The 26,956-nt window shown below is 61.9% G+C and carries 27 protein-coding genes; 18 read left to right on the forward strand and 9 right to left on the reverse strand.

Going from position 1 to position 26,956, the window contains the following annotated elements; genetic code table 11:
• Positions 1–30 precede the first annotated feature (30 nt).
• Positions 31–678 (reverse strand): DUF899 family protein, encoded by a 648-nt coding sequence (locus tag ACR0NY_RS13350; RefSeq protein WP_170368974.1) that lies wholly within the window; start codon positions 676–678, stop codon positions 31–33.
• A gap of 188 nt (positions 679–866) precedes the next feature.
• On the opposite strand from ACR0NY_RS13350, the gene ACR0NY_RS13355 reads away from it, so the two are divergent.
• Positions 867–1,208, forward strand: a complete 342-nt coding sequence (locus ACR0NY_RS13355; protein ID WP_170363933.1) for a DUF2853 family protein — start codon at positions 867–869, stop codon at positions 1,206–1,208.
• 218 nt (positions 1,209–1,426) lie between these two features.
• Here the strand turns inward: ACR0NY_RS13355 and ACR0NY_RS13360 are convergent, their stop codons facing one another.
• The 4 genes from ACR0NY_RS13360 to tsaD are packed head-to-tail and all read right to left on the reverse strand — an operon-like array spanning position 1,427 to position 4,176.
• Positions 1,427–1,849 (reverse strand): EVE domain-containing protein, encoded by a 423-nt coding sequence (locus tag ACR0NY_RS13360; protein WP_170368973.1) that lies wholly within the window; start codon positions 1,847–1,849, stop codon positions 1,427–1,429.
• Positions 1,849–2,118 (reverse strand): YciI family protein, encoded by a 270-nt coding sequence (locus ACR0NY_RS13365; protein WP_170368972.1) that lies wholly within the window; start codon positions 2,116–2,118, stop codon positions 1,849–1,851. The genes ACR0NY_RS13360 and ACR0NY_RS13365 overlap by 1 nt, the downstream gene beginning before the upstream one ends.
• Position 2,119: 1 nt before the next feature.
• Entirely contained in the window at positions 2,120–3,082 is a 963-nt protein-coding gene (locus tag ACR0NY_RS13370) for an NAD(P)H-dependent glycerol-3-phosphate dehydrogenase (RefSeq protein ID WP_170368971.1), read from the reverse strand.
• Positions 3,079–4,176, reverse strand: coding sequence for a tRNA (adenosine(37)-N6)-threonylcarbamoyltransferase complex transferase subunit TsaD (gene tsaD, locus ACR0NY_RS13375; protein ID WP_170340625.1), 1,098 nt, complete (start codon positions 4,174–4,176; stop codon positions 3,079–3,081). The genes ACR0NY_RS13370 and tsaD overlap by 4 nt, the downstream gene beginning before the upstream one ends.
• Positions 4,177–4,273: 97 nt before the next feature.
• Between tsaD and ACR0NY_RS13380 the strand changes: the two genes are divergently transcribed.
• Genes ACR0NY_RS13380 through ACR0NY_RS13390 form a run of 3 tightly spaced genes read left to right on the forward strand, consistent with a single transcriptional unit; the run spans position 4,274 to position 7,747 of the window.
• The gene (locus ACR0NY_RS13380; protein ID WP_217354916.1) at positions 4,274–4,987 is read left to right on the forward strand and encodes a uroporphyrinogen-III synthase; all 714 of its coding nucleotides are present in this window, start codon (positions 4,274–4,276) and stop codon (positions 4,985–4,987) included.
• Positions 4,988–5,040: 53 nt separating this feature from the next.
• Positions 5,041–6,228, forward strand: a complete 1,188-nt coding sequence (locus tag ACR0NY_RS13385) for a COG4223 family protein (RefSeq protein ID WP_170368969.1) — start codon at positions 5,041–5,043, stop codon at positions 6,226–6,228.
• 10 nt (positions 6,229–6,238) lie between these two features.
• Positions 6,239–7,747, forward strand: a complete 1,509-nt coding sequence (locus ACR0NY_RS13390) for a heme biosynthesis protein HemY (protein WP_093963858.1) — start codon at positions 6,239–6,241, stop codon at positions 7,745–7,747.
• Here ACR0NY_RS13390 and ACR0NY_RS13395 read toward each other — a convergent pair.
• Genes ACR0NY_RS13395 through ACR0NY_RS13405 form a run of 3 tightly spaced genes read right to left on the reverse strand, consistent with a single transcriptional unit; the run spans position 7,744 to position 10,842 of the window.
• Positions 7,744–8,784, reverse strand: a complete 1,041-nt coding sequence (locus ACR0NY_RS13395) for an ABC transporter substrate-binding protein (RefSeq protein ID WP_170368968.1) — start codon at positions 8,782–8,784, stop codon at positions 7,744–7,746. The two genes, ACR0NY_RS13390 and ACR0NY_RS13395, sit on opposite strands and share 4 nt — an antisense overlap.
• Positions 8,781–10,178, reverse strand: a complete 1,398-nt coding sequence (locus ACR0NY_RS13400) for a sensor histidine kinase (protein ID WP_170368967.1) — start codon at positions 10,176–10,178, stop codon at positions 8,781–8,783. The genes ACR0NY_RS13395 and ACR0NY_RS13400 overlap by 4 nt, the downstream gene beginning before the upstream one ends.
• Positions 10,171–10,842, reverse strand: coding sequence for a response regulator transcription factor (locus tag ACR0NY_RS13405; protein ID WP_170368966.1), 672 nt, complete (start codon positions 10,840–10,842; stop codon positions 10,171–10,173). The genes ACR0NY_RS13400 and ACR0NY_RS13405 overlap by 8 nt, the downstream gene beginning before the upstream one ends.
• A gap of 157 nt (positions 10,843–10,999) precedes the next feature.
• Here ACR0NY_RS13405 and ACR0NY_RS13410 point away from each other — a divergent pair, with 157 nt between their 5' ends.
• The 14 genes from ACR0NY_RS13410 (at position 11,000) to ACR0NY_RS13475 (ending at position 26,111) form a co-directional block, all read left to right on the forward strand.
• Complete coding sequence (locus ACR0NY_RS13410; protein WP_170340611.1) at positions 11,000–11,968, forward strand: Bug family tripartite tricarboxylate transporter substrate binding protein; 969 nt, start codon at positions 11,000–11,002, stop codon at positions 11,966–11,968.
• A gap of 78 nt (positions 11,969–12,046) precedes the next feature.
• A complete protein-coding gene (locus ACR0NY_RS13415; protein WP_170340610.1) occupies positions 12,047–12,478 on the forward strand; it encodes a tripartite tricarboxylate transporter TctB family protein in 432 nt (143 codons plus the stop codon).
• Positions 12,479–12,487: 9 nt separating this feature from the next.
• On the forward strand, positions 12,488–14,026 hold the full coding sequence (locus ACR0NY_RS13420) for a tripartite tricarboxylate transporter permease (RefSeq protein ID WP_093963852.1): 1,539 nt from the start codon (positions 12,488–12,490) through the stop codon (positions 14,024–14,026).
• Between the two features lie 141 nt (positions 14,027–14,167).
• Positions 14,168–15,238, forward strand: a complete 1,071-nt coding sequence (locus ACR0NY_RS13425) for an MHYT domain-containing protein (RefSeq protein ID WP_170341444.1) — start codon at positions 14,168–14,170, stop codon at positions 15,236–15,238.
• A gap of 133 nt (positions 15,239–15,371) precedes the next feature.
• Positions 15,372–16,205 carry an FAD binding domain-containing protein gene (locus ACR0NY_RS13430; protein WP_170368965.1) on the forward strand — a complete coding sequence of 278 codons (834 nt, stop codon included), beginning with the start codon at positions 15,372–15,374 and terminating at the stop codon, positions 16,203–16,205.
• A 14-nt stretch (positions 16,206–16,219) separates the two neighbouring features.
• Positions 16,220–16,714, forward strand: a complete 495-nt coding sequence (locus ACR0NY_RS13435; RefSeq protein ID WP_093963851.1) for a (2Fe-2S)-binding protein — start codon at positions 16,220–16,222, stop codon at positions 16,712–16,714.
• Positions 16,711–19,128 carry an aerobic carbon-monoxide dehydrogenase large subunit gene (locus ACR0NY_RS13440; protein WP_170368964.1) on the forward strand — a complete coding sequence of 806 codons (2,418 nt, stop codon included), beginning with the start codon at positions 16,711–16,713 and terminating at the stop codon, positions 19,126–19,128. The genes ACR0NY_RS13435 and ACR0NY_RS13440 overlap by 4 nt, the downstream gene beginning before the upstream one ends.
• A 168-nt stretch (positions 19,129–19,296) precedes the next feature.
• A complete protein-coding gene (locus tag ACR0NY_RS13445; protein ID WP_254432939.1) occupies positions 19,297–20,097 on the forward strand; it encodes an AAA family ATPase in 801 nt (266 codons plus the stop codon).
• Positions 20,097–21,287: a vWA domain-containing protein gene (locus ACR0NY_RS13450; RefSeq protein ID WP_170369241.1), complete on the forward strand. Its 1,191-nt coding sequence runs from the start codon at positions 20,097–20,099 to the stop codon at positions 21,285–21,287. Before ACR0NY_RS13445 ends, ACR0NY_RS13450 begins: the two co-directional genes overlap by 1 nt.
• Before the next feature lie 12 nt (positions 21,288–21,299).
• Entirely contained in the window at positions 21,300–22,112 is an 813-nt protein-coding gene (locus ACR0NY_RS13455) for an XdhC family protein (RefSeq protein WP_170368962.1), read from the forward strand.
• Positions 22,113–22,218: 106 nt separating this feature from the next.
• Positions 22,219–22,671, forward strand: coding sequence for an SRPBCC family protein (locus ACR0NY_RS13460; protein ID WP_093963846.1), 453 nt, complete (start codon positions 22,219–22,221; stop codon positions 22,669–22,671).
• Positions 22,672–22,762: 91 nt separating this feature from the next.
• Positions 22,763–23,743, forward strand: a complete 981-nt coding sequence (locus ACR0NY_RS13465) for a hypothetical protein (RefSeq protein WP_170340600.1) — start codon at positions 22,763–22,765, stop codon at positions 23,741–23,743.
• 216 nt (positions 23,744–23,959) lie between these two features.
• The gene (locus ACR0NY_RS13470) at positions 23,960–25,378 is read left to right on the forward strand and encodes a DUF6538 domain-containing protein (protein ID WP_170368961.1); all 1,419 of its coding nucleotides are present in this window, start codon (positions 23,960–23,962) and stop codon (positions 25,376–25,378) included.
• A gap of 415 nt (positions 25,379–25,793) precedes the next feature.
• Positions 25,794–26,111: a hypothetical protein gene (locus ACR0NY_RS13475; protein WP_093963836.1), complete on the forward strand. Its 318-nt coding sequence runs from the start codon at positions 25,794–25,796 to the stop codon at positions 26,109–26,111.
• 145 nt (positions 26,112–26,256) lie between these two features.
• Here the strand turns inward: ACR0NY_RS13475 and ACR0NY_RS13480 are convergent, their stop codons facing one another.
• Positions 26,257–26,871: an IS630 family transposase gene (locus ACR0NY_RS13480; protein ID WP_254920189.1), complete on the reverse strand. Its 615-nt coding sequence runs from the start codon at positions 26,869–26,871 to the stop codon at positions 26,257–26,259.
• Between the last annotated feature and the right edge of the window lie 85 nt (positions 26,872–26,956).

Consider the following 26,956-nt stretch of genomic DNA (forward strand, 5'->3'; position numbering starts at 1 on the left):
CGGCCATTTGGGCCGCCTTTTTTGTTGCGCTCAGCGGAGCGGCGGCACGAAATCGCCGCGCCCCTGCGGCGTCAGGTCCAGAATGTTCCATAGGGGCCAGGCAGCATCGACATGGCGTGGATGCCAGTCGCTGGGCTGAAAGAACAGCTCGGAGCTCCAGAAATGGTGGATTCCCTGCGCATCGCGTTGAAACACGTTCAGAATCGGCAACTGGTTTCCGTCCTCGGTCTCGGCCAGATAGTCTTGCTGGTACGTCGTATCCAACGCGGAATACAGCGGCAGATCCTGCCAGCCCATGCGCTGGCTCAGCGCAGCCAGAGCATCCGGTGTATTCTGCGCCACGACCGCAAAGGCGGTTTTTCGGGTCAGATGTGCGACCTGCCCGGTCTGCCCGTCCAGAAAGGCCGAGCACATGGGGCAGGGGTCCTTCGCCTTTGGGCCAAACATCAGCGAATACACGACCAGAGTGTCATGATCACCGAACAGGCTGGAAATCGGGGCAATTTTGCCCCCGAGGTCCCGAAAGGAGTAATCCTGCGGGATTTGGCCGCCCTTGGGCAAGGTCCGGCGCAGCGCGGCCACTTCCTCGACCCGCGCACGCAGATCGGCTTCGGCGGCCAACAGGGCATTTCGGGCGGTTCGGTACTCGGCGCTTTCGTTCGGTAGGGCGATGGTCATGGCAGTCTCCTCGACTCAATGATTAACTAAAATGTTAAATAAATGTGAAACAATGATCAACCCACGGGTGCGCGTATCCCTGCCTTGGGGGGAAACCGTCGGATTTTTCCCTTTGTTGAAAAGCTGTCAGCCGTTACCGTTCAGCCAGCGCCGCAAAGGCCGGAACCCAACCCACACAGGAGAGGACAATGGGAAAACGTGACGAGTTGATCGCCAAATACGCGGATGATCTGAAGAACAAATGCGGTATGACGCCGGACATGGACCTGCTGACCAAGGTTACCATTGGATGCGGCCCGGCCATCTATGACGCGGATGCCGCAACCGTGGCCGCCAGCCAGGAAGGTGAGCTGGAAACGGTCAAGAACAACTTCCTGATCAAGAAACTGGGCCTGTCGGATGGCCCCGAGCTGATGGCAGCGATCAACAAGGTCATGGAGACCTATGGCATGTCCGAGCGCAACAAATACCGCGCGGTGGTCTATTACATGCTGACCAAGCATTTCGGCAAAGAGTCCGTCTACGGCTGATCCCGCCGCGACATTCGGAAACGCCCGCCTGACTGGTTCGGCGGGCGTTTTGCATTTGAATCATAATCTATTGATTTCACGTTTGAAAAATCGGCCCGCCTTGGGCTACGTTCAACCCGTGACCAGGACGGTCAGAACCAGAGATTTCTTTGCGTGTGGTGAGTAGGGAGCACGCGGGGTAGGGAAGGTTCTGCATCGTCAGGGCCTTCCCTTTTTTCTCAATCCGCCCGGGTCTGGCCCAGTTCGCAGATCACCGCCCATTCGGCATCCGAGACGGGCTGCACCGACAGGCGCGAGTTCTTGACCAGCACCATATCGGCCAGCCGTGGATCGGCCTTGATCTGGTCCAGCGTGACCGGTTTGGCGAAGGGGCGCACCGCCTTGATGTCCACGCAGTCCCACCGGTCGTCGTCGGTGGTGGTGTCGGGATGGGCCTCGGCGCAGACCTCGACGATGCCGACGATCGCCTTGTCCTTCTGCGAATGATAGAAAAACCCCCGGTCGCCCAGCTTCATCTGCCGCATGAAATTGCGGGCCTGATAGTTGCGCACCCCGTCCCATTCCTCGCCCGCGTCGCCCTTGGCGACCTGCTGGTCCCAGCTCCAGGTCGAGGGTTCGGATTTGAACAGCCAATACGCCATCAGCCGATGACCCTCTTCCACGGGATCAGTTCGACCGATTTGAACAGACCGGCCTTGGCATAGGGGTCGTTGTCGGCCCAGGCCTGTGCGGCGGCCAGGTCCTCGACATCCAGGATGACCAGCGACCCGATCATGGCATCGCCGTTCAGCAACGGCCCGGCCTGTGCGACCACGCCGGTTTCTTCGATATAGGCCAGGTGCGCGGCGCGGTTGTCCAGACGGGTCTGCAGGGCGCCGTCCTTGTCCCGGGCGATCAGGGCGATAAGCATGTCATTCCTCCTTGAGTGGGCGATTGAGCAGGGATTGCAAAGCCTCGGCAACACTGTAGGCGCCACGGCTGAGCTGCGCCACCGTCTGGCATATGGGCATGTCCAGCGCCTCGGTCGCGGCGATGGCGGCCATGGCATTTGCCGTGGCCACGCCTTCGACGGTGGTCGCGGCGTCAAAGGTCTCGTTGCGGCCCAGCGACAGGCCGAACCGGAAGTTGCGCGACAGGTCGGACGAGCAGGTCAGGACCAGATCGCCCAGACCCGACAGGCCCATCAGGGTCTCGGGCCGGGCGCCGCGCATCGCGGCAAAGCGCTGCATCTCGGCAAAGCCGCGGGTCATCAGGGCCGCGCGGGCGCTGTCCCCCAGACCCGCGCCGATGCAGGCTCCGCAGGCGATGGCCATCACGTTCTTCAGTGCGCCGCCCAGTTCGGCCCCGGTCACGTCGGTGGTTCGGTAGAGCCGCAGGTTGGCGGTGGTCAGGGCCTGTTGCAGCCGGGTGCCCAGGTCTGCGTCGGCACAGGCCAGGGTCAGCGCCGTGGGCAACCCGCGGGCGATGTCATCGGCAAAGCTGGGCCCGGTCAGCAAGGCAGTGCGGGCGCTGGGCAGCACCTGTTCGATCATGGCGATCGGACCGAGGCCGGTGGATAGCTCGATGCCCTTGCAACAGGCCACAAGGTTGCGACCCTGCAAGTCTGCCGCATGGTCCGACAGGACATCGCGCAGCTTTTGCATGGGCACCGCCAGCAGCAACACGTCGCTCTGACAGGCCAGGGTGATTTCGGCGGTCACGGTGATGGCGTCGGGCAGGGCGACCCCCAGCAGGCGGGTGTCATTGCGGCGGGTCGCCTGCATCGTCTGCGCCTGTTCGCCCGACCGGGCCCACAAGGTGACCGGACCCTTGCCCGCCAGCGAGATCGCCAGCGCGGTGCCGAAGGCGCCCGACCCAAGGACCGAGACACTCATGCCTTGGCCCCCTTGCGCCCACCGCCCAGCATGGCCGGGCTGGTTTGATCCAGCGGCCAGCGGGGTCGGGCGGTCAGGTCCAGCCCGTCGCGCGCGCCCAGCCGGAACCGTTCCAACCCTGCATAGGCGATCATTGCCGCATTGTCGGTGCAAAGGTGTAGCGGCGGGGCGGTAAACCGCGCGCCGGCATCCGCCGAAACAGACTCTAACGACGTCCGAATTGCGGTGTTGGCGGCAACGCCCCCGGCCACGGCAATCACCGGCTCGGCAGGGTTGGTTTCAAGATACAGGGCGATGGCGCGGCGGGTTTTTTCGGCCAGCGTATCCACGACCGCCTGCTGGAACCCGGCGCACAGATCGGCGCGGTCCTGACGCGTCAGCCCGCCCTTGTCGGCCACGATCTGGTCGCGCATCCGCATCAAGGCGGTCTTGAGCCCGGAAAAGGACAGATCGCATCCGGGCCGGTCCAGCAGCGGCCGCGGGAAGCGAAAGCGTTTGGGGTCGCCATCGCGCGCCTCGGCCTCGACCGAGGGGCCGCCGGGCTGGGGCAGGCCCAACAGGCGCGCGGTCTTGTCGAAGGCCTCGCCGGGGGCGTCGTCGATGGTGCCGCCCAGCCGGGTGAACCGCTCGGGGCCGTGGGCGATCAGGTATTGGCAGTGCCCGCCGGACACCAGCAGCATCAGGTAGGGAAAGGCGATCCCGTCCGTCAGGCGCGGGGTCAGCGCATGGCCGGCCAGGTGGTTGACGCCGATCAGCGGCAGACCGGTGGCCGCGCTGATCCCCTTGGCGCACATCACGCCGGACATGACCCCGCCGATCAGCCCTGGCCCGGCGGTTACGGCCACAGCGTCCATGTCCTGCAGGGTCAGGCCCGCCTGCTCCAAAGCCTGCTGCACGCAGACATCCAGCTTTTCGGCATGCGCGCGGGCCGCGATCTCGGGCACTACGCCGCCAAAGGCACTGTGCAGGTCCGTCTGGCCATGCACGACCGAAGACAGAACCTGCACCGGTTCGCCCTCGGTCTGCCGCACCACGGCCGCCGCCGTGTCGTCGCAGCTGCTTTCCAATCCCAGAACGGTAAGTGTTTGCACCATCGGCCTGAACCATTGCATCATGATCTGGTCGCGGGGTATCACCCCGCGCCGCAGCAAACAATCCTCAAGGCCCGATCGCCCGCCCGTGTACCTGTTGATGACCCGCCCCCGCGCCGCCTCGGAAAGGTTCGTGGCGCAGCTGCCCGAACGCATACGGTCGCGGGTTCAGGTGATCTATTCCCCGCTGCTGGATATCCGACCGATGGAACAGGCGGTGGACACGACTGGAATTCGGGGCCTGATCTTCACCTCGGCCAATGGCGTGGCGGCCGCCGCGGCGCAGGATGTGCGCCGGGATCTACCCGCCTATTGCGTGGGGCCGGCCACCACCGAAATGGCCCGCCAGGCCGGGTGGGAGGCCCGAATGGCCGGCGAAACCGCCGAGGAACTGGTCGCCAAACTGCTCAAAGAGCGCCCGGACAGCCCGCTGCTGCATCTGCGCGGCGAACACAGCCGGGGAAACATCGCGGCCCGGCTGACCGAACTGGGCCTGACCGTGCGGGAACAGCCGGTTTATCGCCAGCTGCTGCTGCCTTTGACGCCCGAGGCCCGGGCGGCTGCGGTTGGTTCGGCCCCGGTGATTGCGCCCTTGTTCTCGCCGCGAACCGCGCGACAATTTGCCGACCTTTGGCCCGGACCGGCACCGCTTTTGGTCGCCGCGATGAGCGGCCCGACCGCCAAGCCCCTTGAAAACTTGGCGATTGCCTGTTTGCGGATTGCCAAACGCCCGACGCCCAAGAAAATGCGGAAAGCCGTGAAAAAACTCGTTAAATACGCGATCCGGCTTGAGGGCGCGATGGGCGCGGATTAACTTGGACGCGTCTGCGCGTCAGGTTTTATGGGAATCGACAGGGGGAAGTGACGGTGGCTGCCAAGAAAGACACAGACCAGAAACCGGCCGACGACCCCAAGGTCGATGAGGTGTCCGAAGCGGTCGACGCCAAGACTGACGCCTACACACTTGACCCGGAAGATCGGCTTGAACAAAGCCCTTCCGAAGCCGAAGCCGAAGCCGAAGCCGAAGCCGAAGCCGAAGCCGAAGCCGAAGCCGATCGGGCTACAGCAACCGATCAGCAATCTGAGGCCAAGCGAAGCGGGTTCATGCCGGCGCTGATTGGTGGCGTCATCGCGGCGGCGCTGGGGTTCGCCGCGGGACGCAGCGATCTGCTTTGGCCGGCGGGGTCCGATCCGTCCGAGGCGATTGCGGCGCTTGAGACCAAGCTGTCCGACCAGGCTCAGCGACTCGCCGACCTGAGCAAGCAATTGTCTGAAGTTCCCGACCCGTCCGCAGATATCGCGGCGCTGAGCGCCAAGCTGACGCCGATCGAAAGCGACCTTTCCGCGCTCAAATCCAATGTCGACGATCTGTCCGGCAAGCTCGACCCCTTGGCGCAACGCGTCGCACAGCTTGAGGCGCGTCCGTTGACCGATGCGGCCTCGCCCGAGACCGTTGCAGCCGTCGAGGCCGAGCTGAAAAAGCTGCAGGACACACTGGCCGCCCAGCGTGCCGAAGTCGAAAAGATGGTCGCCGAAGCGCAAACCCTGGATGCGCAGGCCCAGGCCCGGGCACAGGCGGCAGAGAACCTGGCCGTGCTGTCCAAGATTCAGGGTCAATTGGATGCCGGCGCACCCTATGCCGATCTGGTGGCCCAGTTGCAGACCGGCGGCGTGCAGGTGCCAGAAGCCCTGTCCGCTCCGGCTGGCGAAGGTGTGCCGACACTGACGGATCTGCGCGAGAGTTTTGCGCCTGCCGCCCGAACTGCGCTGGCCGATGCGCGCGAAGCCGACAAGGGAACGGGCCTTGTCGCCTTTCTTCAGCGACAGACCGGTGCCCGGTCCGTCTCGCCAAAAGATGGCAATGATCCCGACGCCATCCTGTCACGAGCGGAGGCCGCGTTGGGCAAAGGTGACATCAGCACGGCTTTGACCGAGCTGGGCGCGCTTCCGGAAGCGGCGCAGCCAGCCATGGCCGAATGGATCGCGGCTGCCAAATCCCGCCAATCCGCGGTCGAAGCCGCCAATGCGCTTGTGACAAGCGTGAACTCGAACTGAGGGGCCTGCCATGCTCTGGTCATTGTTGAAGATCCTGGTTTTTGTCGCGATCGTCGGCCTTCTGGCCATGGGGGCAGGTGTTCTGATGGAAACCAGCGGTGGCATCCAGATCACCGCGATGGGAACCGAGGTCACGCTCAGCCCGCTGCAGTCGGTGATTGCGCTGGGCCTGCTGGTCCTGGCGGTTTGGCTGTTCTTCAAGCTGCTCAATCTGCTGATTGCGACCTTGAAATTCCTCAACGGTGATGAAACTGCCCTTTCGCGCTATTTCGACCGCAGCCGCGAGAAACGGGGCTATCAGGCACTGGCTGACGGGTTGATGGCACTGGCCTCGGGCGAGGGGCGGACGGCCATGACGATGGCGCACAAGGCAGAACGGCTGCTGAACAAGCCGGAACTGACGAACCTTCTGGTGGCCCAAGCGGCCGAAATGGTCGGTGACACCAAGAAGGCCTCGGAAACCTATAAGAAACTGGTGACGGATCAGGCCACGCGGTTCGTCGGCGTGCGCGGAATCATGAAACAGAAGTTGGCCGAGGGCGACGATGAAACCGCGCGCAAACTCGCCGAAAAGGCACTGGCGCTGAAGCCGCGGCATCAGGAAACGCAGGATGTGCTTCTGAAACTGCAGACCAAGGCACAGGACTGGGCCGGCGCAAGGTCGACCCTGACCGCCAAGTTGAAGTCCGGCGCGCTGCCGCGTGATGTGTTCAAGCGGCGCGACGCTGTTCTGGCCCTGTCCGAGGCCAAAGGAATTCTGGATGAAACCGCCAGTGTCGAACAGCAGGAGCGCGCGATCGAGGCAAACCGCCTCTCACCCGACCTGGTGCCGGCGGCCGCCATGGCCGCACGGGCCTACATCGCCAAGGGCAAGCCGCGCGCTGCGACAAAGATTCTCAAAAAGGCATGGGAGGCGCAGCCGCATCCGGATCTGGCCCATGCCTTTGCCGAGATCGTGCCCGACGAAACCGCCGAGGAGCGGGTCAAGCGTTTTACGGCATTGACGCGCATCCATCCCGAACATCTGGAAACCCGCCTGATCCTGGCCGAGCTGAACATCGTCGCCGAAGACTTTCCCGAGGCCCGCCGGGCGCTTGGAGATGTGGTCGAGAAAGGTGCCGATGCCCGAGCCTATACCCTGATGGCTGCCATCGAGCGCGGCGAAGGGGCCTCGGACGCGGTGGTTCAGGGCTGGCTGGCCAAAGCGTTGAATGCGCCGCGCGGGCCGCAATGGGTCTGCGACAACTGCCATGACATCCAGGCTGAATGGGCGCCGGTCTGCCCCAACTGTCACAGCTTTGACACGCTCAGCTGGCAGACCCCCAAAACCCCCGAGATCGCCACGGCGACGGGTGTTCACATGCTGCCTCTGATCGTAGGGACTCTGGAAGACCGGTCGGATATGGCCGAGGACGCCGAGATCGAGGATATCCCCGAGCCTGAGATTGTCGACGCCAGCATGGCAGATCAGGTACCCGAAGAGCCTGAGACCGAAGACGCCGGACCAAAACCCGCCTAGCGGGCGGTTTCGACGTCGAACGCGTCGTTCCACAGTTTGAACAACTCTGCCCTGCGGTTTGGGTCGCTGGCCACCAGAAGGGCCGGCGACAAAGGGATGAACCGTCGTGCGCTGGGCGTCAGTCCGGTCTCGGCCGAGTCCATTCGGGACACAAGCCCCGAGGTTGCGAGCAAGTCCTGCGCCCGGGCAGAGAGCAGGAAATCCAGCAAACGGGCTGCGGCGGCACTGTTGCCTGCATTCTTCGGGATCAGAAAGGCGCGGGACAGGACGAGGGTGTAGTCCTCGGGCAGGATCACCCCAACCGCGGGGTCCTGGGCATTCGCGACATAAGAGCCAAGCACGTTATAGGCGATCAGGAACCGGCCCTCGGCAACGTCGCGAATGATCTCGGCGGAACAACAGGTGGCGATGGCATCTATGCGCGCGAAACCTTCGATCAGTGACCCGAAGGTGGTGGCCTCGAGACTGTCTCCATAGGCAAACAGATACCCCAGCCCCGAGGCCGCGATGTCGTAGGTCGCCACGCGGCCGCGCAGCAGGTCGGGGCGGGTGCGCATCGCGTCCAGCAGGGCAAAGCGGCTGCGCGGCACCTCCAGATCGTCCAGACGATCCTTGTTGTAGACGATGACGGCGGGTTCGGTGGTGATTCCCCACAGCTCGTCCCGCCAGCGCCGGGCTGGGGGCAGGGCCTGCGTCAGGGCCGAGCTGTAGCGGTGGGCGCAGGCGGCATTCACCAACCAAACCATCTGCTGGACCGCCGAGGAGAAGACCGCATCCGCCGGGCTGTCGCCGGTCTTGCAGGCCGTCTTGCTGTGCTGGAACAGCGCGTTCGAGCCCCATTGTTCATAGGTGATGGTCAGGTCGGGGTTTTGCGCGGCGAACTGCTCCATCACCGGGCGAATGATCCCGATATCCGTGGTCGAGCGCACCAGCAGGGGGGTAGGCCCGGTGCCGAATTCGGTCACTGCCTCCTGCGCAGCAGTGCGGGAAGCGGGCATCAGCAGGCACAGGGTCAGCGGGATCAGAAACCGTATCATGCGCCTGTTCCTTCGGTGGCGGCCGGAAAGCTGAGCGATACGCAAAACCCGTCATCGGTGCGGGTCATCTCGACGGTGCCGTCAAAGGCTTCGGCGGTGGATTTGACGATCGACAGGCCCAGCCCGCTGCTGTCCTCGCCCGAGCCTGCGTTGCGGTTGAACCGGTCGCCCAGCCGGGCAGAGACCGACGTTTCCGGCCCCGGGCCGCTGTCGCGCACCCACAGAACGGCGCGGCCACCGTCCAGGCTGGCCCCGATGCTGACCGGGGCCTTGCCGTGGCGCAGCGCGTTGCCCAGCAAGTTCTTGGTGGCCTCGCCCAGCGAGAATGCATCGCCTCGCACCCAGACCGGGTCTTCCCCGATTTTCAGATGCACCTCGACACCGGGGGCGATCACCTCGTGGTCGCTCTGCTCCAGCGCCTCAAGCGCCACTTCGCGCAGATCGACCGGCAAGCGCGGGGCGCTGTCGATGCGGTGGATAACCATCGCGCGCGACAAAAGCTGATCCAGAAGCGTCCCGAGCGACCGCGTGCGGTTCAGCAGCCGGTCCAGCGCGCGGTGGCGAGCCGGGGCATCCGGATCCGCCTGCGCGATTTCGGCCTGCACCCGGATCGCCGCGACCGGGGTGCGCAATTGATGCGCGGTGTCGGCGATCAGGTTGCGCATCGACAGAACCTGCCGGTCCAGCCGCCCCATGAACCGGTTCATCGCCGCGATCATGACCTGCAATTCGCGCGGCAGCCCGTCACTGGCCACGGGCGTCAGGTCATAGGGGTCGCGGCGGATCAGGTCGTCCGACATCGCCTCGAGCGGGCGCAGCGCTGAACGGGTGACGAACCAGGACATGATCAGCAGCAACGCGCCGGCAACCGCCATCGGCAGCAGGGCATCCAGCATCAGCCCGGCGGTCATCGCGCGCCGCGCAAGCAAGGTCTGCCCGACCACGATTTCAACTTCGCCGGAAAAGTCGCGCTCGGCGAACAGGCGGGGTAGTCGTACGAACCGGGCCGGTTCCCCGTTCAGGTCTGCCGCGAAATATTGGGCCGACTGGCTGAAGGGCTGCGGGGGCGCGATCACCGTGTCCGGGTCCAGCCCGGTGATAAAGCGCCCGTCGGGCCCACGCACCGCGTAATAGATCCGGTCATCCGGGGCCTGGGCCAGCAGCTCAAAGGCCGAAACCGGAAGATCGACGATGGGCTGGCCGTCCTGGATGCGCACGGATTCGGCGATGTCGCTGGCCGCGCCCAGCAGCAGCCGGTCATAGGCCTGACGGGCCGCCAACCGGCCGTTGGCCCAGATCGACAGGCCGACCAGCACGCCGCCCAGAACAAGGATCAGCATCACCGCGCTCAGCACCCGGGCGGTCAGGCTGTGGGGCAGGGGCGGCCTAACCATGCAGGCCGATCCGGTACCCGACCCCGCGCTGGGTTGTGATGGTCACACCGCTGCCCGAGAATTTCTTGCGCAGCCGGGCGATATACAGCTCGATCGCGTTCACGCCCACATCGGCATCCTCGAACCCGTAAAGCGAGTCGTACAGCCGCGCCTTGGACAGGAACTGCCCCTCGTGCCGGATCAGGGCGTCCAGAACGGCGGCCTCGCGCGCGGTCAGGTTCAGGCGTTTGCCGCCCAGCGTGGCGCTGCGGTCCTTGGGGGCATAGACCAGCGGGCCCAGCGTGATCTGTTCGCTTTTACGGTCGGCATCTCGGCGCACCAGCGCGCGCAACCGCGCCTCGAGCTCGCGCTGATCGAAGGGTTTGCCCAAGTAGTCGTCGGCCCCTTTGTCCAGCGCGGCGACCCGGTCCTCGACCGCAGTCAGTGCGGTAAGCATCAAGACCGGAATGCGGTCACCCCCGCCACGGATTTCGTCCAGAAAGCCCAGGCCCGACCCGTCGGGCAGGTTGATGTCCAGCAGGATCGCGTCATAGACCTGGACCGCGCGGAAATCGCGCGCGGCCTCGACCGAGGTCGCCAGATCGCATACGACACCGGACCGGCCCAGATGGGCCACGACGCCCTCGGCCAGATCCTCGGCATCTTCGATCATCAATACGCGCATTGTCCCCCCGAACGCCCGTCGCAACATGACAGGTTCGTGACAGCATTATTCGTTAAAGAAAATCAACCTGCAAGGAAGGGCTGCGCGCCCGGCTCCCTGCAGGGACCGGTTTCGTCTGCGTATCAGCAGGCCAAGAAGACCCTAGGAGGAGAACCAAATGAAACTGTTTGGAACCGGCGGCATCGTAGCCGCTGCCGTATTCGCCCTGACCGGCTTTGCCGCCAGCGCTCAGGAATGCATTGCACCGGCCAACCCCGGTGGTGGTTGGGACTTTACCTGCCGTCAGGTGGGCAAGTCGCTGCAGGATCTGAACCTGATCGACCAGACCATGCAGGTCGTGAACCTGGCCGGTGGCGGCGGTGGCGTGGCCTTTGCCGAGGTGGTGAACAAGCGCAATGACGACAACAACCTGATTGTCGCCGCAAGTGCCGCAACTGCAACCCGTCTGGCCCAGGGCGCCTATCCGGGCAACACTATGGATCAGGTCCGCTGGCTGGCCGCGATCGGCGCCGACTATGGCGTGATCGCCGTGGCTGCCGACAGCCCGGTCAACACCCTGCCCGAGCTGCTGGACCAGATCAAAGCCGACCCGTCCTCGGTTTCGGTCGCGGGCGGCTCGGCCGTGGGTGGCTGGGACCACCTGAAGGTGCTGATTGCGGCCAACGCCTATGGCATCGACGATGTCCGCGCGGTCAAGTACATCGCCTTTGACGGCGGCGGCGAGGCGGTGACCCAGCTGCTGGCCGGCTCGGTCCAGGCCTTCACCGGTGACATTTCCGAAGCCAAGGGTTTCGTGGATTCCGGCGACATCAAGGTGATCGCGGTTCTGGCGCCCGAGCGTCTGCCCGGCGAATTCGCCGACTTCCCGACCGCCAAGGAACAGGGTGTGGATGCCATCGGCGCCAACTGGCGCGGCTTCTATGCTCCAGGCGGCATGTCGGACGAGGCCTACAACGACTGGGTCGCAAAAATCGGTGACCTGTATGCGTCGGACGAGTGGAAAGAAGTGATGGCCGCCAACGGTCTGGCTCCGCTGGACCTGCAGGGCGAGGACTTCCAGAACTTCGTTGCCGAGTCCGTCGGTCAGATCCAGACCATCTCGAAAGAGATCGGGATCATCAAGTAACCGCACCACTCACGTGCAGGCGGGTGCCGCGACAGCGTGGCGCCCGCACTTTTTCTACCCGAACAACAGGAGACACCGATGAGTGACCGCATCTTCGGGGTTGTCGGACTTCTTCTTGCCATTGGTTTCGCGATATCCGCGCTGGCGATCGAAGAAAGCTTTCTGTCCGATGCCGTTGGGCCCAAGGCCTTTCCTTTGATCATCGCCGCCATTCTGGGCGTGTCTAGCGCGGTGATCGCCCTGCGCCCGGACGCCGAGCCGGAATGGCCGGCCCTTGGCCGTCTGGTCGAGATCGCCGCCGCGGTGGTGGTCATGATCCTGTATGCCGAATTGCTGCCCGAGCTGGGCTTCGTCATCGCAACGGCCTTTGCCGCGGCCTACCTGGCCTGGCGATTGGGGTCCGGCCCAATCGAAAGCGTTCTGGTCGGCGTGGGCACCTCGGTTGGCATCTACGTCATTTTCCATCTGGTTCTGGGCCTGTCGCTGGCCAAAGGGCCGCTGGGTTTCTAGGGGGCGATCATGGAAACTTTTGCATCCTTGGCCGATGGGTTCGCCATCGCGCTGACTTGGCAGAACCTGATGCTGGCCCTGTTGGGCTGCTTTCTGGGCACGGTCATGGGCGCGCTGCCGGGGCTGGGCCCGTCGAACGGCGTGGCCATCCTGATCCCGCTGGCCTTCACGTTGGGGCTGGGCGCGACACCGTCGCTGATCCTGCTGACCAGTGTCTATTACGGGGCGATGTACGGGGGGCGGATCTCGTCGATCCTGCTGAACATCCCCGGCGACGAGCCTGCGATGATGACCTGTCTGGATGGGCATCCCATGGCCAAGAAAGGCCTGGCGGGTGAGGCTCTTTCGCTGTCCGGTATCGCCTCGTTCGTCGGCGCGTTCCTGGCGACCTGGGGCCTGATCCTGCTGGCGCCTCAGCTGGTCAAAGTGGCATTGCTGTTCGGCCCGGCCGAATATTTTGCCCTTTTCGCGCTGGCGTTCATGACGCTGGGCGGTGTGTCGTCGACCAACCAGGCCAAATCGGCCTTTGCCGCCGCGCTGGGGCTTGGGCTGGCGACCATCGGTGTTGATACCCAAACGGGCGTGCCGCGCTTTACCTATGGCGAGGTGCATCTGTACGACGGGATCGATTTCTTGGTGGCCATCGTCGGCCTGTTCGCCCTGTCCGAGGTGTTCATTTTCCTCGAACACCGGCATGGCGGGTCTGACGCCGAGGGCAGCAAGCTGAAAATCGGCAAGCTCTACCCTCCGATGTCGATGATCAAGAGCTGCACTCCGACGATGCTGCGCACCTCGTTCCTGGGCTTCATCGCCGGGGTTCTTCCCGGGGCCGGGGCATCACTGGGGTCGTTCATTTCGTACTCGATGGAAAAGCGGCTGGTGGACAAGAAAAACACCTTTGGCACCGGTGATCCGCGCGGCGTGGCCGCGCCCGAGGCTGGCAACAACGCCGCCGCCGGAGGCGCATTGGTACCGATGCTGGCGCTGGGCGTTCCGGGATCGGGTACCACGGCGGTGCTGCTGGCGGTGCTGCTGGCGCTGAACATCACGCCCGGGCCGCTGCTGTTCACGCAGAACCCGGATGTGGTCTGGGGCCTGATCGCGGCGCTGTTCATCGCCAACTTCATGCTGCTGGCCATGAACATCCCCATGGTGGGCCTGTTCACCCGCGTGCTGATGATCCCGTCGCGCATCCTGATGCCGATCGTGGCCATGGTCAGCTTTGTCGGCATCTACGGCATTTCCGGGTCCAGCTTTGACCTACTGGTGATGATCGGGTTCGGCGTGATGGGCTGGGTCCTGCGCAAGCTGGACGTGCCACTGGTGCCGATCATTCTGGGTACCCTGCTGGGCAACGCGATGGAGAACAACCTGCGTCGCGCCGTGACCATCGACAATGGCAACTGGTGGACGCTGATCGACAGCCCGCTGTCCATCGGGTTGTGGACAATCGCGATCATCGGCTTTGTCCTGCCCCTGATCGTGGGCGCCCGGGTCAAGGCCAAGATGCACCAGCGTCGTGACGAAGAAGGCGCGATTAGCGATTGATCTGCCTGCCCGCCGCCCGCCGAAATGGTCGGGCGGCGGATCTTTTGCCAGCCCGTGACCCGCAGGGTCCGCCTGCCGATTGTCCCAGACACGTCGCTTTGCTAACGTCACTCTCGCGTCGGGGAGGGCGTGCAAACCGAAATGCTGGATTACTCGCATAACGCTTGGCTCGTGGCGGCCTCGTTGGCCGTCGCACTCATGGCCGGGTTCACGGGCCTGTATCTGACGCATGGCGCCTCAAAGCTGGATGACCAGAGGCGGAAGTTCGTTGTCGCCTTGGCCGCGGTCATTCTGGGCGGCGGCATCTGGTCGATGCATTTCGTGGCCATGCTGGGCCTGCAACTGCCGATCCTTTTTTATTATGACGCGTTGATCACCCTGATCTCGGCCCTGGTCGCCATTCTGATGGTCGGGCTGGCGTTGCTGCTGTTGCACTTCCGCGCGCGTAGCCCGAGCACGATTGTCGGCGCGGGCATTATCGTGGGTCTTGGTATCGTGGTCATGCACTATATCGGCATGGCCGGGATGGAGCTGTGCCGCCCCGTCTACACCGCATCAGACGTTGCGATCGCGACCGTGGCTTCGGTGGTGCTGTCAGTGCTGGCGATCTGGGTTGCCTACGACAATCGCACCCAGCGCAATATCCTGCTGGGCACCGTCTGTTTCGGCCTGGCTGTGTTCACCATGCACTTCGTCGCCACGGGCCTGACCGATTTTACCGCCAGTGACAATGCAGGTGGCGCGGGCCCGGCTTTGAACAACCAGATTCTTGCGATGGGGGTGACCGTTGCGGTGTTCCTGATTTGCGGGGCATTCCTGCTGACCGGGATCACCTTTATCGGGCCCGAGCCGGCGGCCGAAGCGCCGCAGCCGGCTCTGCGCGCCGGCGTCCCGTTTGAGCGCGAGGGCCAGACCTTTTTCACCGAACCGGCGCGCATCGCCGCCATTCGGGCCGAGGGGCACTACACCGTTTTGTACATGGGCGCCGAGAAACTGTTCTGCCCATGGTCGATCACCGAGGCCGAAACCCGCTTGAAACCAGACGGCTTTTTGCGGGCCCACCGAAGTTACCTCGTGAACCCCAGACACGTTTCCCGGTTTGAGCGGCACAAGGACAACGGCACCTGTTATTTCGACCAGGTCGATGCGCTCAGCAAGGTGCCGGTCAGCCGATCCCGCCTGACGGACATCCGCGAGGCGCTGGGCCTCTGATCGCAACTCGTGCAGCCCATTCGCATTTCGTGAAACAACCCGCGCGCCCCGTTCCTGCGCGATAGCCTGCGCACGCCCTCAGGACTTTCCTTATTCCCAAGGCCCCGACGTGAACGGGCCAAGGGAGGAAAACATGATACCAGCCGGTTTCGAGTATCACCGGCCAGGCGACGTCGCCTCGGCCATCGGCATTCTGCAGGAACACGGGGACGAGGCGCGCGTGATCGCAGGCGGGCACAGTCTGATCCCGATGATGAAACTGCGCATGGCCGAGATGGGCCATTTGGTCGACCTGCAGGCCATCGAGGAACTCAAAGGCATCGAAGTCGGGTCCGATACCGTGACCCTGGGCGCGATGGTCACGCAGCACGAATTGATCACCCATGACGGTCTGGCCGACGCGATCCCGCTGATCCGCGAAGCGGCTCTGCAGATCGCGGATCCGCAGGTGCGATACATGGGAACGGTCGGCGGGAACGTAGCCAACGGGGATCCGGGCAATGACATGCCGGGTCTGATGCAGTGCCTGAACGCGTCGTTCGAACTGTCCGGCCCTGACGGCACCCGCAGCGTCCCGGCCCGCGATTTCTACGAGGCGGCCTATTTTACCGCCCGCGAGGACGAAGAGATCCTGACACGGATTTCCATCCCTGTTCCCGGCCCCGGTATCGGTCAGGCCTATGAAAAGCAGAAACGCAAGATCGGCGACTACGCAACCGCGGCCGCCGCAGTGATGGTTGGCAAAGGTCAGGCATCGGTGGCGATGACCAACCTGTCCGACACGCCCGTCTGGTCTGACGCGGCCAGTGCGGCACTGGCTTCGGGCGATGTCGACGGCTGCGTGGCCGCGATGCTCGCGGCGATCGACCCGGTGGCCGACAACCGCGGCCCCGTCGAATTCAAGAAACACGTGGCCGCCGTGATGCTGCGCCGCGCCATCGACCGTGCGCAGAGCCGCGCGGGCTGAGGGGAGGAACACAGATGTCGAAGATGCATGTCAAACTCACCGTGAACGGCAAGCAGGTCGAGGGTCTGGCCGAGCCGCGTACGTTGCTGATCCACTTCCTGCGGGAAGATCTGAAAATCACCGGCCCGCATATCGGTTGCGAAACCAGCCATTGCGGAGCCTGTACCGTAGATATCGATGGCAAATCCGTCAAATCCTGCACGACCTTCGTGGCGCAGGTGAACGGGGCCGATATCACGACCGTCGAAGGGCTGACCAATGACGATGGTAGCCTTGGCGTGTTGCAGGAAATGTTCCGCGAGCATCACGGGCTTCAGTGCGGTTTCTGCACGCCGGGCATGATCACCCGTGCGCATCGCCTGCTGCAGGAAAACCCCAACCCGACCGAAGAAGAAATCCGCTTTGGCATGGCCGGCAATCTCTGCCGCTGCACCGGGTACCAGAACATCGTCAAGGCGATCTCGGCCTCGGCTGACATGCTGAACGCGCAGAAGGAGGCCGCGGAATGAACGACCAGACCATGACCCCCGAAGAACGGGCCGCCAACCTCAAGGGGATGGGCAGCTCGCGCAAACGCGTCGAGGACGTGCGCTTTACCCAAGGCAAGGGCAACTACGTCGATGACATCAAGCTGGAGGGAATGCTGTTCGGTGCCTTTGTCCGTTCACCCTATGCCCATGCCCGGGTTGTCAGCGTCAACAAAGAGGCCGCTCTGGCCGTGCCCGGTGTCGTGGCCGTTCTGACGGCCGAGGACTTGGCGCCGCTGGGTCTGCACTGGATGCCCACGCTCGCCGGCGACAAGCAGATGGTGCTGGCCGATGGCAAGGTCCTGTTCCAGGGCCAGGAGGTGGCCTATGTGGTTGCCGAAGACCGCTATGTTGCCGCGGATGCCGTCGAACTGGTGGAAGTCGAATACGAGGAATTGCCGGTTATTACCGACCCGTTCGAGGCGCTGAAATCTGACGTGGTGCTGCGTGAGGATCTGGAAGGTCAGACCGAAGGCGCCCATGGGCCGCGCAAGCATCACAACCACATCTTCACCTGGGAACAGGGCGACAAGGACGCGACCGAAGCCGTTCTGGCCGAAGCCGATGTGGTGGCCGAGGAAATGGTCTATTACCATCGGACACACCCCTGCCCGCTTGAGACCTGCGGCTGCGTGGCCAGCATGGACAAGGTGACCGGCAAGCTGACGCTGTACGGCACCTTCCAGGCGCCCCATGCGATCCGCACCGTCGTGTCCCTGATTTCGGGCCTGGCCGAGCACAATATCCGGGTGATCAGCCCCGATATCGGTGGCGGTTTCGGCAACAAGGTGGGCGCTTATGCGGGTTATGTCTGTTCGGTCGTGGCCTCGATCGTCACCGGTCAGCCGGTGAAATGGGTCGAGAACCGGATGGAAAACCTGATGTCCACCGCCTTTGCCCGCGACTACTGGATGCAGGGCAAGATCGCCGCCACCAAAGACGGCAAGATCACGGGCCTGTGGTGTCATACAACCGCGGACCACGGTGGGTTCGACGCCTGCGCCGACCCGACCAAGTTCCCGGCCGGGTTCATGAACATCTGCACTGGGTCTTACGACATCCCGACCGCCTATCTGGCCGTGGACGGCGTCTATACCAACAAGGCGCCGGGGGGTGTGGCCTATCGCTGTTCCTTCCGCGTGACCGAGGCCGCCTATTTCATCGAGCGGATGATCGAGGTCCTGGCCATCAAGTTAAACATGGACGCGGCCGAGCTGCGCCGGATCAACTTCATCAAGGCCGATCAGTTCCCCTATCAGTCGGCGCTGGGATGGGAATATGACTCGGGCGATTACCACACCGCCTGGGACAAGGCGCTGAAAGCGGTCGACTATGACGGCTTGCGCGCCGAGCAGGCTCAGCGGATCGAGGATTTCAAAGCCGGAAAGACGCGCAAGCTTCTGGGGATTGGTCTGACGCATTTCACCGAAATCGTCGGGGCAGGGCCTGTGAAGAACTGCGATATTCTGGGTTTGGGGATGTTCGACAGCTGCGAAATCCGCATCCACCCGACCGGGTCAGCCATCGCGCGGTTGGGGACGATCTCTCAGGGTCAGGGTCACGCGACGACCTTTGCCCAGATCATCGCCAGCGAGATCGGTCTTCCAGCCGACGACATCACGCTGGAGGAAGGGGACACCGACACCGCGCCCTATGGCTTGGGCACCTATGGCTCTCGGTCCACGCCGGTTGCGGGGGCTGCAACAGCCATGGCTGCACGCAAGATCCGCGCCAAGGCGCAGATGATCGCGGCCTATCTGCTTGAGGTTCACGACGACGATGTCGAATGGGACGTGGACCGGTTCGCGGTCAAAGGCGCGCCCGAGCGGTTCAAGACGATGAAAGAGATCGCCTTTGCCGCCTACAACCAGGCCATCCCGGGGTTGGAGCCGGGTCTGGAAGCCGTCAGCTACTATGACCCGCCCAACATGACCTATCCGTTCGGCGCCTATATCTGTGTCATGGAGATCGATGTGGATACCGGCGAATGGGAAGTCCGGCAGTTCTATGCGCTGGACGATTGCGGAACCCGGATCAACCCCATGATCATCGAAGGTCAGGTGCATGGCGGTGTGACCGAGGCGCTGGCCATCGCGATGGGTCAAGAGATTGCCTATGATGAGATGGGCAACGTCAAGACCGGCACGCTGATGGACTTCTTCCTGCCAACCGCGTGGGAAACGCCCAACTACACGACCGATCACACGGTGACCCCCTCGCCGCATCATCCGATCGGCGCGAAGGGTGTCGGCGAAAGCCCGAATGTGGGTGGCGTGCCGGCGTTCTCGAATGCGGTGCACGACGCGTTCCGGCCCTTTGGCCTGGTTCAGAGCCACATGCCGCATGACCATTGGCGGATCTGGAAGATCGCCAACGGCTTGGGGATGCACGGGTAATCGGTTTCGGACCGGCTGGGCCCGGTCCGACCGAACGGAGGGGGTGCTGACCCCCTCCGACCCCCTCGGGATATTTTGGTCAAACGAAGATTGGACCCTGGTGTGACACTGAGTGACGTTCAGAACGGTTTGGCCCAGCAGGGCTATGTTGCCGACGACCGGTTGGCGATGGCGTTGCATTTGGCCCAGACCCTGGGACGACCGCTGCTGCTGGAGGGGCCGGCCGGTGTCGGCAAGACCGAAGTGGCCAAGGCGCTGGCGGCGTGGCGCGACGCCCGTTTGATCCGCTTGCAGTGTTACGAAGGGCTGGACGCCAGTCACGCGATCTATGAGTGGAACTACCAGCGGCAGCTGCTGGCCATCCGAGCCTCCGAGGCGCGTGGCGGAACCAGCGAGGCCCAGCTGTTTTCCGATGACTATCTGCTGAAGCGGCCGTTGTTGGAGGCGATCAGCGCCGATGATCCGCCCGTTTTGCTGATCGATGAGATTGACCGGGCGGATGAAGAATTTGAAGCCTATCTGCTTGAAATCCTGTCGGACTTTCAGATCACGATCCCGGAACTGGGGACGATTTCCGCCAAAACGCGACCCATCGTCATTCTGACCGCGAACGGCACGCGCGATCTTTCGGATGCGCTGCGGCGGCGGTGTCTGTACAGCTTTTTGAACTATCCGTCTGGCGAGACCGAAATGGCCATCCTGCGGGCACGGATGCCCGAAGTCGAAGGGCTGTTGGCGCGCCAGATCACCGGAGTGGTTCAGAACCTGCGCAAGGAAGATCTGGAAAAGACACCCGGCATTGCCGAAATGCTGGATTGGGCCGCGGCCCTCTCGGGTCTTGGCGTCAACGATCTGTCCCAATCACCCGAGGCCGTACAGGCCACACTGGTTTGTCTGCTGAAGACCGCTGCGGATTACGATGCCGTTCCACCCGAGGTGATGGATCGCCTGATCGGAAAGGTCGCGTGATGCAGGTGACACGGTTTCCATCGCGGGCGCATGGATTGGCCGATCGGATGGCGGGATTCGTTGCGCATTTGCGCGGGAACGGTTTGCGGGTCGGACCGCGGGAGACCGGAGATGCGCTGGCCGCACTGACCTCGGTCGAGGCCACTGATGTCGGGCAGGCGCGGAATGCCTTGTGTGCCGTGATGTCCGGGGATGCCGAGGCTTGGCGGCGCTTTGACGATTTGTTCGATGCCTATTGGTTCAACGCGGGCAAGCAGCGGAGCGGCGTGGCACAGAACACCCATGTCAGGGTCCAGTCGGCCAAGCCGATGATCTGGCAGCCCGAAGATCGCGGAGATTCCGCGGACGCTTCCCCCGATGCGCAGGATGCCAGCACCCCGGATTCCGGGGATGGACAGGCCGAAGGAACGGACGGCAAGCTGATCGCAACCCGGACCGACAACCTGTCACGCCGGGATCTGCGCGAGTTGATGGATGAGCAGTCTCTGCGCCGGGCCGAAGCCGCGGCGCTCGCCTTGGCGCGGGCGATCCGGGATCGACGTTCGCGCAGGCGCAAACAGGCCCGGCGGGGTCCGGCGCTGGACATGCGTCGCATTCAGCGGGCGAGCCTTGCGCGCGGGGGCGAGCCTTTGGAGCTGTTTCGCCGTGCCCGACCGCCACGCCCGATGCGGATCGTCGCGCTGTGCGATGTCAGCGGGTCCATGACCGTCTATTCGCGTGTATTTCTGGCCTTTCTCAAGGGCCTTGTGGCCAGCGGAACGGATGCGGATGCCTTTCTGTTTCACACGCGGTTGATGCGGGTCACCGATGCGTTGCGGGACCACGACACACTGCGCGCCGCTGGCCGGTTGTCGCTGATGGCCGAAGGTTTTGGCGGCGGAACCGACATCTCCGGCAGTCTCGAAAGGTTTCTGGACGGATACGGCGCGCGAGCGCTGAATGGGCGCACCATCGTGCTGATCCTTTCGGATGGCTATTGCAGCTCTGACCCGCAGGCGCTGGGTGCGGCTTTGGCGAGGATCCGGCGCAAGGCGCGCCGGATCGTCTGGCTGAACCCTCTGAAAGGTTGGGAGAACTATCAGCCCGTCGCCGCCGCCATGCAGGCCGCCTTGCCCCATCTGGATGCGCACCTTCCGGCAAATACGCTAGACGCGCTGTCCGCGTTGGAGCCCGAGTTTCAAAAGTTGTGAGAGGAACCGACCATGCCTGGTTTCGACATTTTCGACACGATTGACCAGTTGCGCAGCAGCGGCGAAGCGTTCTGCGTCGCAACGGTGGTGCGGACGGCAGATGCGACCTCGGCCAAGGCGGGCGCCAAGTCGGCGATCACCCGGGACGGGAGGATCCTTGGCCATCTGGGTGGAGCCTGTGTCCAGCGGGCGGTGCGCGCCTCGGCACAGGAAGCGCTGGCCAGCGGTGCGTCGCGGATGATCCGCGTGAAACCCTCGGACAAGGTGGTGGCAATGACCGATCCGGATGGCGTTCAGACCTTCAAGAGTGGCTGCCCATCTGGCGGTACGGTCGACCTGCTGGTCGAACCCTATCAACACGCGCCGCGCCTGGTGATCTTTGGCGACACCCCGATTGCACATGCGTTGGCGGACCATGCGGCATTGGCCGGGTTGCGCGTATTCGTTTCATTTGAGACCAGCGACGCGGCTGCGCAATCGTGTTTCGACCCAGACGACGTGGATGCGTTGGGGGTTGAGCCCCGCGATTTTGTCGTCGTCGCCTCGCAAGGCCAGAACGACCGGGCAGCGTTGGCCTCGGCGCTGGGAACGCCGGCAAGTCGGGTGTCGATGGTGGCCAGCCAGCGCAAGGCGAAGGTTCTGACGGACAGGTTGGTATTGCAGGGTATGGACACCGAGAAGGTTGCGCGCCTGAAGTCGCCTGCCGGGCTGGATATCGGGGCTATTGATCCGCACGAAATCGCCTTGTCGATTCTGGCCGAGATCGTGCGCTGGCGAAATGCGGACACCGCCGAGGAGACAACTCATGATGAAAAACTTGCGTAGCTGGGTGGAGCGGCTATGGCCGCCCCGACCCGCCCAAACCCCCGAGGATGCCGCGGAACAGGCGCTGCGCGTCTTTCCCAGATGTTGCTGAGCAGAGGAATACCCAATGGAACTGACTGACGAAATTCGTATTGCGGCCCCCCGGGACGCGGTTTATCGCGCGCTGAACGATCCCGAAGTTCTGCGTGAATGCATCCCCGGCTGCGAAGAGCTGACCCAGACCGCCCCCAACGAGCTTGAGGCCAAGGTGGTTCTGAAAATCGGTCCGGTGAAGGCGCGGTTCGCTGGCGAGGTGACACTGGACCAGACCAACGCCCCCGACGGGTTTTCGCTGGTGGGCGAGGGCAAGGGCGGCGCCGCAGGCTTTGCCAAGGGTGGTGCGGACGTAACGCTGACCGAGGATGGTGATGAGACCGTTCTGACCTATACCGCCAAAGTTGATGTCGGGGGCAAGATTGCCCAGTTGGGCAGTCGTCTGATTGCCGGAACGGCCAAGAAGCTCTCGGGCAAGTTCTTCACCCGGTTCGGCGAGGTCGTTGCCGCGCAAACCGCTGCCTGAGGCAGGCGCCAGGCGCCGTTCCGGTTGACGAATTGCGTGAGGGGGGTATGCACCTGCATAGTGTTTGGTGCTGATGCAGCAGGAGACAATGGTGCCCCCCACCTCGAAAATTGCCGAACTTGAGAATTGGCTGGTGATGAAGCCAGGTGATCTCAATTCGATTCGTCAGCTGGTCACACGGCTGGAACATGCGCCCAAGGCTCCGGGTTCGGCCGGGCGATTTTCTGCCGCACAAGCGGACATCGTTACCTCGCTGGGCGCCGATTGGCAGGCGGATCTATTTGAGCCCGAGCACATGGTCAAACAGTACCGCGCATGGTTGGCTGCATTGCGAAGCCGCGGCGTTTCGCAAGCGGTGCCGATCGGGCAGGTCTTTTCCGGGCGCGTTATCAAGGTACGCGGGCAGAACGCCTATTGCGGAGTTTTTCTGGACTTCTTCAAAGAGACCGGCGCCATCCCGGCGCTGTGCAATGACTGCTACAAGGTGCAGATTTTGCCGCATGACCTGCGTGCAATGTTCCAGACCTATGCCCTGCTGCTTAAGCTGGATCTACCCAATGACAACGCCCGCAAATGCATGATCGAGCTGCGCGACGGGATCAAATTTCCGTACAAGGCCTATATCTATTGCGACACCGTTGATGACGTGCGCGCCTGCCTGCAGGCGTTCCGCGATCTTCAGGCCAAGCATGGGATTGAAGGAATCAGCAGCAAGATCTCGCACGGATGTTCGGAATACGGGCAGAAGTATCCAGCATTCAAATTTCCGGAAACCGATGACGCGCCCGAGTTCGTTCCCGATCCGCAATGGCCCGCTATCGAAAAGGCCTATTTCAGGTCGATCAAGCTTCCGGCACAGACCCGGGACAGCAACACCCGTGGGCATGTGAGCCTGCGCGATGTCTTCGCCTTCTGCACATGGGTCAAATACGCCGACCTGATCGGCGACCCGACCAGCGAGGCCTACGCGGCGCTGCGCGGACCGGACCTTCCCCAGCAATTCATCAAGCGGGTGCGGTCTCAGGCAAAGATCCGTCGCCGCGAGATGGAGGAATTGCAGAAGACGGAATGAGAGCCGACCACCCGTTCGAGGGTGGTTTGCGCGGTCGTCATATCTGTTCGGGGATATGGTGCCCAGGAGAGGTTTTTTTTGATTCGTTAACCTTCGTTTTACTCATGGCCAAGCCATTGAGGGTATTCACAAAATCGTCGGTCACCAAAAGCTCCACGTGGAGGGCTGGTCTGCTGATGTGATACATTTTGTGAAACAAAGCCTGAGGAAAAAAACATGAGTTATCTTTGGTTGAGGGGGAAAATCTACTGGTTTCGAATGAGGACGCCAACGAAGTACCAATCAGTACATGAGCCTCGCTTCCTTACACAGTCGCTTGGCACTGATAGCTTAAAAACGGCTCAGGCATTAGCGTATCAAGTGCGTGAAAAACTTCTATCCGAACTTGAAGTCAAGCTGGTTATGGGACGTAGCAGGGGAGATGACACCCGTTATAGGGCCACAATCAAACTCGCGAAGGAAAACGGCATCTCGCCGATTTCCGCGTCAGATTTAGCAAAAGGAGAGTTGGAAGAACTGTTGTCGCGACTAAGTTCGATGTTCGAAAGAGATCCCGCAGCCAATTCTCCGCAGTTTGCGGCAAATTTGGGCGGCTTCGAACTGCCCGACACTAATCTGAACGAGATAGCAGTTCAAATGGGTGAGCTATGTCCGGACAAAGTTGCCCAAAAAAATGCTCGACAAAAAAGGATGTGGCTTAACCGCTACAAGCGCGCAGCCAAGACATTTTCAGAAGTTGTTAGCAACAAACCGATTACAAAAATTTCATCAGCAGATGCATCTAATTACCGTAGAGATTGGGAAAAGCGAGTAGCTAATCAGGAAGTCACAACCCAGTATGCCAACAAACATTTTGGCTATCTGCGGATGTTGGTGGATGCGTATTATGAGAGCTTGAAGGTTGACGAGTTCGAGAACCCATTCGAGAACATTCGGATCAAAGGCGAGGCGAATTGGGAGAAGGCAAAAGACCCAACCAAAAAAGCTGAGTTTTCACCGCATTGGATTGAGCAAAATATCATTAATGGAAGCAAACTCGAAGGGTTGAACGAAGAAGCGCGCGATATCCTCATCGTTTGTGCTGAGACTGGCTGTAGGCAAACTGAGATTTTCGATTTGCCACCTTCGGCAATCAAGCTAGCTGCGAATGTTCCTCATATCTTGATTAGAGTGGAAGATGGCGAGCACCAGCGTGAAATCAAAAACAAGGCTTCTCGCCGGTCTGTTCCTCTTGTCGGCGCGGCACTGGCGGCGATGAAGCGGCACCCAAATGGTTTCCCGCGATATCGTGGCAAAGAGAGCTTTAGTGCTGCTGTGTCGAAGTACTTCGCCGAAAACAATCTTTTTCCGACAGCAAAGCACCAGGTAAGCAGCCTGAGGCATAGCTTTGAATCAAGAATGAGACGGGCCGGGTTAAGCAACGAAGAGCGAGGAAACATGATGGGCCACTCCATGAAGAGCATCAGAGGAAGAGAGGTATACGGAGATGAAACAAGCCTGAGGATTCGGGCGCTGTTTGCAGAGCTGGTATCTTTTGAAACACCATATTGGAAACCTCGAAATCCTGATGAAGTCTATGATGAAATCGACAAAATCTTGCTTGCTGATGGGTTCAAGTTGGTAGGCCGTAGGTAGGATTTTTGGGCAGTGTTCGATATGATGGTCGTTCGAAAATTGGAAAGCCGCTGCTTAGATCAACAAAAGCGTTTTGTCCCTTGTTCGATGATACGAGAACCGCACTTGCCATCGTGCTCGGCGATCTAGGTAATTTATTGAAATATAACCAAGTTGATCTCATACTCACTTTCTCGGCTCACGCGAATAACCTTGGTTGTGCCAATTGGACATGGCCTTTACCAGTTCAAACGAAAAATGAGCATAGTCATGAAGTTTTTTTCAAATTTTCCGGCAAGAAGGTCCGTCGTCAATTGACGATCCTGGACTTTCACTTATTAACGTACGCAAACTTGCCGATTATGACCGCCGATCCATCGTCGTGGCTTAATTCTTCAGGCGGTAAAATCCTTGTATCTGGGTCAAAGGTGGTAAGATGCCTTCACATTCAAAGACCAATCTGAATCAGCGGCTTAGGTGGATATTTTCCATTGATGAAGAGATTTTTCGAGAGGATCAAAAGGAAGTGCGCGTTACCGCGCAGCCTAATTGGAATGCATTCGAAGTTCGCCGAGGCTGCATCCGCTTTGACCCAATCAAGAAACAAGAGGTATTTGAGGGTTTCGAGGTAGACTTCGAATTGCGCGAAGCAGTAACCTGCCTCGACGTCCCGCCCAGCCTATTTGAGGATGGAGTGATCTGGTTCAAGCGCTGGCTGGAACTAATGACGGCCGAATATGGCTCTAACTCTTAGCTGCGGCTCTGTTACACGAATCAGCTGCCGAGATTCATTCCATGAATCCAGCATGGTAGCTGGTCTACATAAGCAGACCAAGACCACCTACCAATAGGACCGAGAGCTGACCGGATTAAAACACGGCACTTAAAGCAATCCGTCTTTAACCTGAGACATATCCGGCAGCCTTGAAGTAGTTCCAGCACTCCTGAGATGAGTAGAGATCGCAGACTTCGGCTATTGCGTCGAACATGTCGGTGAAGGTACGTGCACCGATCCGGCGCAGATGGGCCTTGAGCTTGGAGAATGCCATTTCGATTGGATTGAGGTCGGGACTGTATGGCGGCAGGAAGAGGAACCAGCAGCCAGCGTTGCGCATTGCTCTGGCCGCTTCAGCGTTCTTATGCGTGGCGAGGTTGTCCAGAATGACCACGGTTCCCGGCGAGAGTTCCGGCACTAGCACCTTTTCGACGTAGGCGGCAAAGGCCGGGCCATCCATGGCCCCCCTGATCACCCAGGGTGCGATCATGGCGTCGGCGCTCAGCCCAGCGATGAAGGTCTGGGTGCCCCAGGACCCGAACGGCGCGTCCATGACCAGACGATCTCCGCAAGGGGCCCACCCTCGCTGTCGGGTCAGATTTGTCTTCACTGATGTTTCGTCAATGAAGACAACGCGTTCCGGATGCTTTGACACTGCTGGAATGCGATGCTTGAGCCAGTCCTCTCGCCGTTGCCTTATCTGGGCTTCCAAACAGCTCGCTGCGCAAGACCTCGCCACCGCGAAAGAAATGTCAAAAGACCCATATAGATTTATCTATGATGGGGGCTTTGACGGTAAGTGCCCGATCCAAGTCACGTTTCGG

This window comes from Ruegeria sp. BJ5 (genome assembly GCF_056537865.1).